Below are 12,854 nucleotides of genomic sequence, written 5' to 3'. Positions count from 1 at the left end.
TAATCAGAAGCGAAGTCACCTGATGTTACTCTATTTGCATCCTGCAGGAGCATTCCGTATACTTTACGCATGAAAGATGTAGCTTCTCACCATCACCTTAACGCCATTAAGCAGTGGCTTGGAAGTGGTGCAATAAATATTTTCGGCCTTCCGTATGCCGGCAAAGACACGCATGGCCGTTCGCTGGCACAATTGTTCGACGCCCCGCTGTTGAGTGGCGGTGAGATTTTGCGTAACAGTGTTGTTTCGCCCGAGCTAAAGCGCCAACTAGATGCCGGTATGCTTGTGCCACAGGACGAATACCTAAACACCGTCACCCCATTCTTAAGCAAGGCCGAGTTCGCCGGCAAACCCCTAATCCTAAGCTCAGTTGGCCGCTGGATTGGCGAAGAAGAAGGCGTGCTGGCCGCCACCGAAGCCAGTGGCCACCCAACCAAGGCAGTGATTTACTTACACCTTGGCGAAGCCGTTATGCGGCAACGATGGACAAAGTCGCAAGCCGAAGGCGATCGCGGTGATCGCGCCGACGATGCCGAGCACGCCATCGCCACCCGTATCCAAGAATTTAACGAAAAAACCATCCCAGTGATCGAGGCTTATCGTCAAAAGGGTTTGCTTATTGAGGTAAATAGCGATGCCGCTAAAGATGAGGTGCTCGAGAATATCCTTGCTCGATTATTCTTAAAAGCTTCACAAGACTAATCGATACGCCAGGCGACCATTCTAGTAAACGCATTAGCGTTCTATCAAACCTTATTGCGATCTGCGCAATTTTCTGATACTATCAGTTAGTCCAAATCTGGTACTTCCTGCGGAGAGTGTGGCATGAAGAACGGACGACTGGTAGCCAGTGACCTGGCGATCTTTGGCGTTTTGTGTGGGTCAACTGGCTTGACTTATGAGCAAATTGCTGTAAAGAGTAAACAGCGCGAGACTGCGGTTAGGCAATTTCGTACAGAGATGAACGAAATCTTTGGCAAAAATGCTAACGCAAGCATCTACGGACTCCAGCGGCACTGTCGCCAGCTCAGCATTTGCGAAAATTGCCAGAAGGCCGTGCCCAAGCCGAGGTTTCGCTTGAAGCAGGATCATGAGCTTGTCCGTCGACTGAACGATATCGAGATCCTGTTTATCGAGCGTTATGTCAACGATCAGGCAGACAATCTACCGGAGGAGTTGGCGACTCGACTCGCCCGTCGCATCGCTGATGCCTGGATCACGGTCGCTCACAATATCGATGAACTCGAGAGTTTCTGCCATCAAAACAACCTCTTCAACCTCTTCGTAAGGTAGCTTTCCGCCCTGGCAACCGCCAGGGCGCCCTATTTTTGCTTCAACAACACGATAAACGCTTCGGCGGGAATTTCAACTTTACCGAATTTCTTGAGGCGTTTTTTACCCTCTTTTTGCTTCGCCCAAAGCTTTTTCTTGCGCGATACGTCACCGCCATACAAATGTCCAGTGACGTTCTTTTTTAAGGCCGGCACGTTTTCTCGGGCGATAACCTTACCGCCAACTGCTGCCTGTAAGCTAACCACAAATAACTGCTTCGGGATCACTTCTTTTAAGCGGGCTGTCATTTCTCGCCCCAGTCGATCGGCCTCGGTGCGGTGCACCATAACGCTTAAAGCATCGGCTCGCTCGCCGGCAATTAAGAAGTCGAGCCGCACCAGTTGATCGGCGCGGTAATCTGCTAATTCGTAATTAAAGCTACCGTAGCCACTAGTGATGCTTTTTAGTTTGTCGTAAAAGTCAGTGAGCATATTAGCCAAGGGTGCCTCAAAGCTAATCAGCGCCAGCTCGCTATCGAGGTAGGTGATGTTCTTCTGATGACCACGGCCATTGATGATTAGCTGCAGCACCCCGCCAATATAGCTTTGCGGCGTAACGATTTCGCCCTTAATCCATGGTTCGCGAATTTCAGCAATTTTCACTACATCGGGTAGTTCGGCCGCCGATTGGATAGTTATCTCCTCACCGCTAATAAGCGTAATCTGGTAGTCGGTTGATGGGTTAGTAATAATGAGCTCAATATTATGCGATCGCTCCAGGCGTTCCTTGACAATTTCCATGTGCAAAAGACCCAAGAAACCAATACGAAAGCCGTGGCCCAGTACCTGGCTGTTTTCAAAGGTATATTGCAGTGCGGCATCGTTGAGGGTGAGCTTTTCGAGTGCATCTTTAAGGGTGGGGTAATCTTCGGCGGCACTGGGAAACACACCAGCGTAGACAAATGGCTTGACTTCTTTGTAGCCGGCGAGCGGTTCAGTTGCGGGAGCCTTGGTGGTGGTGACCGTATCACCAACCCGGGCTTCCGAAACAGATTTTAGGTTAGTGACAATATAGCCGATCTCGCCAGTTTTGAGACTGCTGGTCGGGGTCATTTTTGGCCGCAAAGCGCCCACTTCAAGCGCCAATCCATTCGAGCTTGCTGCCATCATGGTAATTTCTGCACCGGTATTGAGCTGCCCGTCAATCACTCGGACGTACAAAATCACCCCGCGGTATTCATCGTAGACAGAATCAAAAATCAGCGCCCGTGTATCTTTGTTATTCTCCGACTTCGGAGCCGGCACACGCTCGAGCACTGCATCAAGCACCGCTTCAACGCCTTCGCCGGTTTTGGCACTCACCGCCAAGATTTCGCTCGGGTCGCAGCCGAGTAAATCGACGATTTCTTTGCTTACTCGGGGCACATCGGCGGCTGGCAGATCAATTTTATTTAGCACCGGAATAATAGTCAGGTTAGCTTCCATCGCCAGGTACACATTGGCTAGCGTCTGGGCCTGAATGCCCTGAGAAGCATCCACCACCAGTAACGCGCCTTCACAGGCCTGTAAGCTACGGCTGACTTCGTAGCTAAAATCAACGTGCCCAGGTGTATCAATTAAATTAAGTTGTACGCCTTTGTACTGCATGCGCACCGGCTGCAATTTAATGGTAATCCCCTTTTCGCGCTCGAGGTCCATGCTATCAAGTAATTGCGATTTCATATCGCGCTGCTCAACTGTGCCGGTCAGCTCCATTAGCCGGTCGGCTAAGGTACTTTTGCCATGATCAATATGGGCAATAATGCAAAAATTACGGATATCAGAAAGTGTGGTGCTTGTACTCATTCGAAGTTTATTGTACCGTAGATTCCTTGTTTTCGCTACTACTCGGCTTTGAAGATAAGACCAAATCAATTGGCGCTAGTCTTTTGTTGTTGGCGGCTTGGATCGATATTCCTTAAAGAAGAACTGGCGAAGCCGCGATAAGATAGGGTTTACTTCATGCAGCTTCAGTAGTCTAGAGAAGACCACGTAAGCCCCCAGGCTGATAATGCTCACCAGGGCAAACTTCGGAAAGGCCGCCAGGAAGCTTTTATCGCCTGAGTTAAGTTCAAAAATTTTTACACTAATGTATGTCACAATCGCCATCAAGCCAGTGGCAGACATCATCCGAAGCACCGCACTCACGAAATACTTATCAAACAAGTCAGGAATGCGGCGGCTCATGACATAAAACAACACCACTACCTCAATAAATGCCACAATCGACTGCGCCCAAGCCAGGCCCTGCGGCCCCATATCAAAGTGCATAGTGAATAAAATTGCCAGTAGAATATTAAGGCCAATTGTGGCAAACGAAATATACAGCGGCGTTTTGGTATCTTGTTGCGCATAAAAACTACGGGCCGCAATGTGATAAATCGACCGGAAAAGTATAGCGATCGCCAGGACGCCCAAAATACCCGCAATAACGAGTTCGCCACCATTCTTAATAAAGTGCACCAAATAGCCGCGGGTAAAGTAGGTAATAATCGCCACCGGAAGCGCCAACCAAATAATCACTCGTAGCACTGCCTGTAGCTCTTTTTTAAACAGGTCTGGGCGCCCTTGGCTCATTCGTTCGGTCATTTTAGGGAAAGCTGCAGTTGAAATTGCCACGCCAATGAGCGTTACCGGTACCATATGTAGCGTTGTGGCCTGTTGGTAGGCGCGTACGGTTCCGGCCACCATGCGCGATGCCAGGTTGGTTTCGACGATGCTGTTTAAATAATCCATACCTTGGTCGAATGAACGCGCCGGCAGCAACCGCAGCACCTGGCGGAAGCCACGATTCTTCCAGAAAATCTTAAACCGGTAATCAAAGCCAAGGCCAATCAAGCCGATGCTACTGACAATTAACTGCATAATCGAACCAAGCACCACACCGAGCGCCACGCCCATAATGCCGCCTTCAAAAATCTGGTAGCCAAAAATGGTGATGCCGTTTGAAAAGACTGTGATACCAATAATAATACCGATGTTATAAATCGTCGGTGCCAGCGCATAAAACGTAAACCGCCCCACCGCTTGCTGCATACTGGCAATCACCGAAGCAATCGCAAACAAGAAGGGATTAATCGCGATTACCCGCATCATGCTCACCGCTAAGCCCCTACCTTGTTCATCGAGCCCAGGGCCGACCACATATTGCACCAGTGGTTCAGCAAAAATCATGATTAATACACTGGTGATCAGCGTAATAATCGCCATAAAGTTAATCAGGCTGGTGCTGAGTTCCCAGGCAGATTTCTTGTTGCCATTTACTAAGCGGTTATTAAACACCGGTATAAAAGTAACGCTTAGTGCCCCTGAAACGAGCAAAAAGAACATGAAGTCAGGGATAGTAAAGGCGACCGTATAAGCATCGATCCCGACCGGATAGGTATCGAAGTAGGTGCTATTTAATAAGCGGTCCCGAAAGAGGCCAAGGAGTGCCGAAATTAAGCTCGAACTAGCCAGCAGGGCCGCCGCGAGCTGCACCGAGAGGCGCTTATTAGCCTTAGCGACGACGCTTTTGACGCGGCCCATTCGTTTTCGTTCCGGCACGTCTGTTCCTTATGCCTTAGTAAAGTTTTGCTTCTTGTGGTAATTTGGCGTCCTTCAAGAACTTCTTGACGCCTTCTTCATCAATGGTCTCTTCAACCAGCAGGGCTTCAGCCAGCGCCTTCAGTGGGCCGGGATTAGCGCGAATGACTGCTTCAGCACGACGAGCCGCTTCTTTCACAAGCGCTTCAACTTCTTGGTCGATAAGTCGGGCGGTTTCGTCTGAATATGGTCGTTCATGCACCATGCGGTCGAACATCATGCCGCCGTTGTCTTCATGGAACACTTGATCTCGGAGCTTGTCGCCCATACCTTGTTCGAGTACCATGTTGCGGGCAATTTCGGTCGCTTTGCGCAAATCGCTGCCGGCGCCGGTGGTTACTTGATCGTCGCCGTAAATCACTTTTTCGGCAACACGGCCGCCGAGCGCACGAGCCAAGATGTCTTTAAATTCAACGACGCTGGTGTAGTTACGGTCTTCAGGTGGCAAGAACCACGTGACACCGCCGGTACCACCGCGAGGGATAATCGTCACTTTATGTACTGGGTCACTATCAGGGAGTACATGGCCAACAATTGCGTGTCCAGCTTCATGATAAGCGGTGATTTCTTTGTCTTTTTCATTCATTACCTTGGTCTTACGCTCAGGACCGATAGCCACTTTTTCAAAGGCAGCCGTAACGTCATTGTTAGTGATAGTTTTACGGTTATGGCGAGCAGCGATAATTGCCGCTTCGTTAGCAATATTGGCAAGATCAGCGCCGCTACTACCGGCAGTTTTTGCGGCTAAAGCGTCAATATTGACCGATTCATCCATTGGCTTTTTCGCAAAATGCACCTTCAGAATAGCTTCGCGGTCCTTGCGTTCCGGCAAGGTAATACCAACGCGGCGATCAAAGCGACCGGGGCGAAGCAGGGCTGGGTCAAGTACATCTGCTCGGTTGGTGGCGGCAAGAACAATCACATTTGTGCCCGTTTCAAACCCGTCCATTTCTACCAAAATTTGGTTAAGGGTTTGTTCGCGTTCATCATGGCCACCGCCCATACCACTGCCGCGACGGCGCCCAACAGCGTCGATTTCGTCGATGAAAATAATCGCCGGAGCGTTTTTCTTTGCTTTAGCAAACAAGTCGCGCACACGGCTGGCACCAACACCAACAAACATCTCAACAAATTCTGAACCAGAAATACTCATGAAGGGCACCCCAGCTTCTCCGGCGACTGCCCGGGCAAGCATGGTTTTACCGGTTCCCGGAGGCCCAACGAGTAACACACCTTTAGGAATTTTGGCACCAACTGCCTGGAACTTCTTTGGGTGCTTCAAGAAGTCAACCACTTCCTGAAGGTCTTCTTTAGCTTCATTGTTACCAGCGATATCCGAAAATACTACTTTATCTTTTTCGTTGCCATACAAGCGAGCCTTACTGCGGCCAAAGCCCATAGCTTGGTTATTTTGCCCTTGGGCCTGGCGGAACATCAAGAAGAACAAGCCGCCAATCAAAAGTACCGGCAGCAATAAGGAAATAATGTTCCAAGCAGCGGTCCCAGCCGATGAGGGTTCGATGACTTTTACTTCAGCCTTGGCATCTTGACGAAGTCCTTGTTCGTAAATGCTGCTGCCGCCTTCTTTATAAGACTTTTCAGTCGGCTCTTTTTTCCCTTGCGGGGTAATTTTAATGTTATTGCCTTCAATTTCAAGCTTTGCAATTTCACCACTGTTAGCGCGGCGAATTACTTCAGAGAACGACACATCTTTTAGTTGCTGCTGAGGGGCAAAAATGCTAAGTAAGGTCAGTACAATCAGCACCAAGATCGCCCAAAACAACGTTGTACGGACAGCATTGCTTGAGGGTTTCTTTTGAGGTAGTTTTTTCATAGTAAACTATCTAGGATCCTTCCGTTTTTCAATAAGAGAAAATTTGACTCTTATAGCTTATCACGCCTGTGCGCAGCGGACAATAAAGGTTGTGCGCGTAAAAAGTAAGTGACTGCTTGGATTAATGACGAAAGTTGCATGCGCCGAGAACGTTTTCATTGCCACCGCAATCCGATGAAGCTGTGGCCGAGGCGGCGACCAGCCTAATTCGGCCTGAAATACCGCCCGAAGCAGTTCTTCTTGCACCACACCATCGGTCATAATAAACATATAGCGGGCATACTCGCCTTCACCCACCTTTGCTTGCGCCATTAAGCGGTGACTTTCTTGCTCGATTTGAGATTTTAGACCAACCTGTGATGCATGTAGCGCGAGCAGCATATTTTTTTGCTCTAAAGATAAATGGGCTAGCTTTTGACGTAGACGGTTGCGCAAATAGCGCGGCTGGTTATTAGTTTCGTCTTCGCGCCACGTAAGGTTATATTCACGGGCATAGTCTACGAGTTCCGCCTTCCAAAATTCTAACAGTGGCCGAAAAATCGCTTCACTCCTTAGAGCGGCAATACCCCGCCAACCAGTGCCGCGCACGACATTAATGGCCATAGTTTCAAGCACATCGTCGGCATGATGGGCGGTGACAATCTGGGCAGCGTGAGTTTTTGCCACTTCCTGCAAAAAATCGTAACGAGCTTTTCGGGCAATTTCTTCGCTCGCGTTAGCCCCGAGTTCAAAACGCCGTGAAATAAACGGCAGCCCCGCGCTTTTAGCGGCCGCTTCGACAAACTGTGCATCGCGATGAGAGGCCTCTCGAATGCCATGATCGACATGAGCCACAATTACTGTAACCTTCGGGGTTTGCTGTTTTTTAAAGATATCAAGCAACACCATTGAATCCACCCCGCCCGATACAGCCAGCACGTAATTCCCGGGTGGCACCGTTACGGTAATCGGCCTAGTCACCAACCACCACGCCATGCCAAAAAGCGACGTAATTACTAAAGTCTTTGCCAACCCGCCTTATGGCATCCGGGCTTGGCGCCGGGTAGTACCAAGCGGCGTCTTGGTTTTTCTGCCCATCAACCACCACCGTGTAGTAGCTGGCCTCACCCTTCCAAAAACAAGTAGTGTGCGTTTCACTTGGCGTAAAATACTCTTTTTTAATGGTAGCCGGCGGAAAGTACCAGTTGCCCTCAATAAGGATCAGTTCGCTTTTTGGTGCTTCGGCGATTAACTGCCCGTTCCATGTTGCTTTCATTATTACTCCTTCAGGGCTCATATTATAGCGCTTTTTGACAGTCCTTGCAGTAACCTTGCAGTTCAAGCTGATGGGTTTCGAGGGAAAATCCGGCTTCATCAGCCATGGCCTGGATTGTCTGTTCAAGAGCGGTGTTTTCTTTGATGGCCTGTAGCTTTCCACAGCGTAAACAGCAGATATGATGGTGGTGTGCCTGAAAAATTTCGCTTAATTCGAGCTTATACTTCCAGCCAATTGTGATCCGGTGGATCAAGCCGAGCTCTTCGTACAATGCCACTGTGCGGTACACGCTGACACGATCGATGCTGGCACCGACTTTTGCTAATAGCTGGCGCATAAACAGCGGCTCGCTGCCGTAAAGTGCCCGGAACACGGCGAGCCGCGGGGCAGTAACATTATGACGTTTCTCGCGTAAGATTTTCTCTAACAGTCGTTCGGACTCGGTGTGCATAGCAAAATAGTAGCACAAATTGCAACTAATTTGCAAAAATAGCCGCATTCATCTTTACTAAAAGCGTTTGTATATTTAATGAGAGAAAAAACTATGACCGAAACCTTAATCCGTCCAGAAATGCCTGCTCCAAATATTTTCTTTCACGAAGCTTCAGAATCGAGCAGTCACAACCACGACCATCATCACCACGAGAAAGAAGCGCACAACCTAACAATTACCGAACTAGGTTATGAAGAGAACCTCCTCGCCTTAGCTCATCGTACGGCGAAAGTCGCCATTCCGGCTGAATATCTGCCGCCCGAAGCGTATATTAAGAAGCTTGAAGAACGATTTAATTTAGGGACGCTGCGGCACCGGGTGGGCGATGCCTACCCTCAATTAACTCCAGAGCAAGATGCCGCGGTCGTGGTGCGGTTTGCAAATATTTACCGCGATATTGAGGAAGCCTACGGCCCGGAAACAAAGGCCACCCCACAATCTGAAGCGGTACACGATCATCATCACCACGACCACGATCACGACAACTGCGGCCATAACCACGGTATTGTTCATGAAAAACTCGGCCGTTTTGAAAGCTATGCTTTAAGTCGCATCGGTAGTGAACGCGCCAAGCAAATGGCTGCCGTGGCATTTCGAGCTACTTCTTTATTGTTTTGTCCGGGCGACGACATCGCTGCAATTGGCCTGCAAATTTATGGCTCGGTAAGCGGTGAGGCCCACGGCCATAACGAAGGGCAGCATCAGGCAATCTTACCCAATCAATCACGGGTAGTTTTGTCCCGAAGATCATATGTCCGCCCACCCTTACCAGATGAGCCCACTCCGCTCACACCACCAAAACCGTCGCTAAAAAGCCGCGCTACTGCGTTTATCGCTAGCAAAAAACGCACCCTTCGTAATTACCTGCTCGGCGCGCCCGCACCGCACCGTCGTCATCGCCTATAAGCTCGTGAGGTAATTCCAGGGAGTAATGTTAAGTTTTATGGCGTTTTTCTATGCTATTATTAAGCCAAGAAAGCATAAGGAAAACCATGAAACAGGCATATAACACCGCTAACCTACCAAAATTTAAAATCAAGGGAGCCATTTTTTGGCCAATCGTTCTTGTCGTTGCCCTAGCACTTCTGTGTGTACGGACCGTGGACGCTGGCGAAGTCGGCGTTATTACCCGCTTTGGCGAGGTCAGCCGCGAGGTGCAAAGTGGTTTGGCACTGAAACTACCGTGGCCGATTGAAACCATTCACTACATGGATACCCGTATTCAAAAAGAAGAACAAGACGCCAAGGCCGCCACAGCCGACCTTCAAGATGTTAGCGCGACGCTAGCCCTCAACTATGCCATTAACCGCGAAGAAGCTACCCAGTTGTATAAAGAAATTGGCCCGTTATACCAAGCTCGGGTGGTAACGCCAGCTTTGCAAGAATCTTTTAAAGCGGCTACTGCCGAATACACCGCCGTCCAGCTGCTGACAAAGCGGGCCGAGGTAAAACAAAAGACGCTAGCTAAAATTAAAGAGCGCGTGGAGCCGTATGGTATTCGGATTGAAGATGTCAGCATTGTGAACTTTAGCTTTAGCGAAGACTTCAGTCGAGCCATCGAAGCCAAGCAAGTTGCGGCTCAAGAAGCTGAGCGTGCTAAATTTAACCTCGAGCGCGCCAAGCTCGATGCCGAAGCGCAAAACGTGCAAAAGCAATCGCTTAGCCCTGGCCTGCTCCAAAAAATGGCCATCGATAAATGGGATGGTAAAATGCCGCAGTATTTAGGTGGTGGGGCAGTGTTTAATATTCCTCTGCAGCAGTAGAGCATAAAATAACCTTAAAAAGCGGTACTTCTTGAAATGAGCAAAAACACAACACCATCAAAATCAACCCAGTCCAAGCATCGTCGTACTATGATTGTCAGCCTGGCTATTTTATTAGTACTGCTTGTCGCTGGAGGGGTCTTCGCTTACCTCTATTCGCAGTCAAACAACAGGCAAAATAATGGCAATGGTACCCAAACTCCGACACCGCAACCCCAGAAAGAAACGGTAACGCGCGCCATATTCGCCAAAGAAGTCGCCAAAGAAATCAGTGGCGAACGTGAATTACCAGTCTATGAACTGTTTGTGCACGATGAAGGCAAAAATGACATTAGCCTCGGTAAATTTGGCGGCAAAGATAATGAGGTCTCTATTACTGAGGCAAAGCTGAGCCTTAAAGGCGATGCTGTGTATGTTCAAACGGCCAACAAACTGATCGCCGTTGATATCGCCACAAAAGAACAAACCGACATTTGGCAAGCACCTAGCGGCAACAAGGTTGTTACTTTTATCGAGAATACCGATGCCACCAAGCTATATGTCAGCGCCTCGCCCTATTTAGTAAATGGTTCGAGCGACAAGCACACAATTATTGATGAGATCACCCTGTCGGATAACTCTAAGAAAACATTTTTTGGGGGCCAGCACGACGATATCCGCTTTGAAGCCGTCCGGGCAGACGGTAAAATTGTCATAACTGATATCACTTATAGTGAAATGGGCCGCTACAGTGTCTTTGACCCAACAACTAAAAGCTTCACCCTGGCCACTGAAATTGGAGGCTGGACAGTGAGCCGTGATGGCACTAAAGTTGCTCTGCCAGGAAATACCGCTAACGATCCCTGCTCAATGACAGGCAAAGTTGCTACTTCGTTAAACGTTGCCGATCCGCTGACTAAAGCACCTATCTATAGTGCCCAGGCACCGAATGGCAAGCATCTGCTTCCTCTTAAACTTAGCAATACTGGCGACAAGCTCCTCGTTTCAATGTATTCGATAACAAGCGGAGCCGACTGCGACCCAAGCTACTCCGAGAAGCCAACCTATGCCGTTTATTCCAGTGCTAGCAACCCACCAACGCCAGTGGCAAGCATCTACGAAGGCCACCAGCAACTCTTCCCCGATAAACCTTACCTTGAAGCTGGTGAAGAAAATAAAACCTGTTTCTTGAAACTAAATGACAAATCAATCGCCACTCAAACCCAGTGTGATAACCCCTCTTACTTTGTTGCTATCGGTACTAAAAACATCGAGGTAGAAAGTCAATAATTTAAAGAGGGTGCCAGCGTATTGCCAGCACCCTCGTGGCTTGAGGGAGTACTTAATTTATCCTCCAAGCTTGCAACGATGGCGGGAACGACATAACGAACCGTTACATCGTTCTCGCAACTGCTATGGTCGCTTCAATCGCGCGACAACCAGCAGCACCAGTGGCAAGAACAACAGGGCGTTAGCGAGCATCGCCCACTGCACGCCCCAATTGCCGGCTCCATTCACGGCAATCACCACCACAATGTAGAGCAGCTGCCCGAGGCTTCCGCTCACAGAAAAAACCGTAGACTGCATGTCGTCTGGCGTGTGTCGCTGCACAATGGGCGCCATCACCGCTGCGTACCAGCCGCGAGCCAGCCCAAAAACAGCGTACAGGCCAATCGTCCAAAGGTTGGTCTGCCACGCAAGCGTGAGCATCGCCAGTAGGCTAGCCACTGCCGGTACCGCAAACAGTCGTGCGTCGCTCCACCGCTCGGCAACTTTGCCACCCAACCAGGCACCAATGCTCACCATCGCCAAGTTAACCGCCCAGGCAACCCCAATAACTTCGGCCGGCACTCCAGCCAGCAACAGTAGCGGTGTCAGCACCCAAATAATGGCATGGGTGATTTCACGGGCGGTGGCTGCAGCCACGATTGACCAGGCCAAATCTTTATGGCCATGAAGTGCGTACTTGGTAATTCGCGCCATATCACTGAATGCAGCACGAAGCTGACGCTTCAAGCCCTTGACCGGCGTACCGGTTTGCCGCTGGCGGCGTACTCCCACCTCTTTCACGCCCAAAGACAGTACTGCGCCCGCCAGAAAAGGCACCGCCGTAAGTAGCAGCGCCAAGCGCGGGTTCTGTGCACCGATAAACCCACCAGCAATCGCCGCCGCGCCCTCTACTATAGGGCGCCGGGCAGCAATCCATGCCGATTCTTGGCGGTAACTACGCTGCAAATGATCGCAGTAAGCTTTGAGCAGCCCGACGTCAGCACCATGGCTGAACGCAATGCCAATGCCAATAATCACTTCAGCAATGATTATTTCTGTAAAGTTACCCGCCAGTGCATAGAATATAAACCCCGATGCCACCGTTACGTCGCCAAACGCATTCGCTATTTTCCGGCTAAAACGGTCGGCTAGCCAACCAGTTGGAATATTAAACAGGAGCAGCACCAGTGTAAATATCGCCTGGCTGACACCGATCTGCCCTTGGTCAAGGCCAATGCTCGCAAAAAAGCTATTCATCACCGGCATCGAAATGATCGCCGTCGTAATGATCGCTTCGGCGCGTAGCAACTTGAGACTTTGCGCAACTGTCATGATTGTGGTTCTTTCTGCCCTTGGTTGTTATATT

At 49.7% G+C, this 12,854-nt stretch carries 12 protein-coding genes; 5 read left to right on the top strand and 7 right to left on the bottom strand.

What is annotated here, in order from left to right; all coding sequences use genetic code 11:
• Positions 1-69: 69 nt before the first annotated feature.
• Complete coding sequence (locus tag VD907_00570) at positions 70-702, top strand: nucleoside monophosphate kinase (protein HYG83355.1); 633 nt, start codon at positions 70-72, stop codon at positions 700-702.
• 123 nt (positions 703-825) lie between these two features.
• On the top strand, positions 826-1,293 hold the full coding sequence (locus tag VD907_00565) for a hypothetical protein (protein HYG83354.1): 468 nt from the start codon (positions 826-828) through the stop codon (positions 1,291-1,293).
• Between the two features lie 29 nt (positions 1,294-1,322).
• Here VD907_00565 and lepA read toward each other — a convergent pair whose 3' ends face one another.
• From lepA to VD907_00535, 6 genes are all read right to left on the bottom strand, one after another.
• Positions 1,323-3,116 carry a translation elongation factor 4 gene (gene lepA / locus VD907_00560; GenBank protein HYG83353.1) on the bottom strand — a complete coding sequence of 598 codons (1,794 nt, stop codon included), beginning with the start codon at positions 3,114-3,116 and terminating at the stop codon, positions 1,323-1,325.
• Between the two features lie 75 nt (positions 3,117-3,191).
• Positions 3,192-4,856: a murein biosynthesis integral membrane protein MurJ gene (gene murJ, locus VD907_00555; GenBank protein HYG83352.1), complete on the bottom strand. Its 1,665-nt coding sequence runs from the start codon at positions 4,854-4,856 to the stop codon at positions 3,192-3,194.
• Between the two features lie 16 nt (positions 4,857-4,872).
• Positions 4,873-6,729 (bottom strand): ATP-dependent zinc metalloprotease FtsH, encoded by a 1,857-nt coding sequence (ftsH, locus tag VD907_00550; GenBank protein ID HYG83351.1) that lies wholly within the window; start codon positions 6,727-6,729, stop codon positions 4,873-4,875.
• Positions 6,730-6,789: 60 nt separating this feature from the next.
• On the bottom strand, positions 6,790-7,740 hold the full coding sequence (gene tilS, locus VD907_00545) for a tRNA lysidine(34) synthetase TilS (protein HYG83350.1): 951 nt from the start codon (positions 7,738-7,740) through the stop codon (positions 6,790-6,792).
• Positions 7,682-7,987, bottom strand: a complete 306-nt coding sequence (locus VD907_00540; GenBank protein ID HYG83349.1) for a DUF427 domain-containing protein — start codon at positions 7,985-7,987, stop codon at positions 7,682-7,684. The genes tilS and VD907_00540 overlap by 59 nt, the downstream gene beginning before the upstream one ends.
• Before the next feature lie 19 nt (positions 7,988-8,006).
• Positions 8,007-8,435, bottom strand: a complete 429-nt coding sequence (locus VD907_00535) for a transcriptional repressor (GenBank protein HYG83348.1) — start codon at positions 8,433-8,435, stop codon at positions 8,007-8,009.
• 93 nt (positions 8,436-8,528) lie between these two features.
• Here VD907_00535 and VD907_00530 point away from each other — a divergent pair, with 93 nt between their 5' ends.
• The 3 genes from VD907_00530 (at position 8,529) to VD907_00520 (ending at position 11,509) form a co-directional block, all read left to right on the top strand.
• Positions 8,529-9,383: a hypothetical protein gene (locus tag VD907_00530; GenBank protein ID HYG83347.1), complete on the top strand. Its 855-nt coding sequence runs from the start codon at positions 8,529-8,531 to the stop codon at positions 9,381-9,383.
• Between the two features lie 86 nt (positions 9,384-9,469).
• The gene (locus VD907_00525; GenBank protein HYG83346.1) at positions 9,470-10,240 is read left to right on the top strand and encodes a prohibitin family protein; all 771 of its coding nucleotides are present in this window, start codon (positions 9,470-9,472) and stop codon (positions 10,238-10,240) included.
• A gap of 36 nt (positions 10,241-10,276) precedes the next feature.
• Positions 10,277-11,509 (top strand): hypothetical protein, encoded by a 1,233-nt coding sequence (locus VD907_00520; protein ID HYG83345.1) that lies wholly within the window; start codon positions 10,277-10,279, stop codon positions 11,507-11,509.
• Positions 11,510-11,632: 123 nt separating this feature from the next.
• Here VD907_00520 and VD907_00515 read toward each other — a convergent pair whose 3' ends face one another.
• Positions 11,633-12,820 (bottom strand): MFS transporter, encoded by a 1,188-nt coding sequence (locus tag VD907_00515; GenBank protein HYG83344.1) that lies wholly within the window; start codon positions 12,818-12,820, stop codon positions 11,633-11,635.
• Positions 12,821-12,854 lie beyond the last annotated feature (34 nt).

It is taken from the genome of Verrucomicrobiia bacterium, from assembly GCA_035629335.1.
Lineage (GTDB): Bacteria > Patescibacteriota > Saccharimonadia > Saccharimonadales > Saccharimonadaceae > DASUUR01.
The sequence above is the reverse complement of the archived record's forward strand: the minus strand, read 5'-3'. Positions and strand labels throughout refer to the sequence as shown.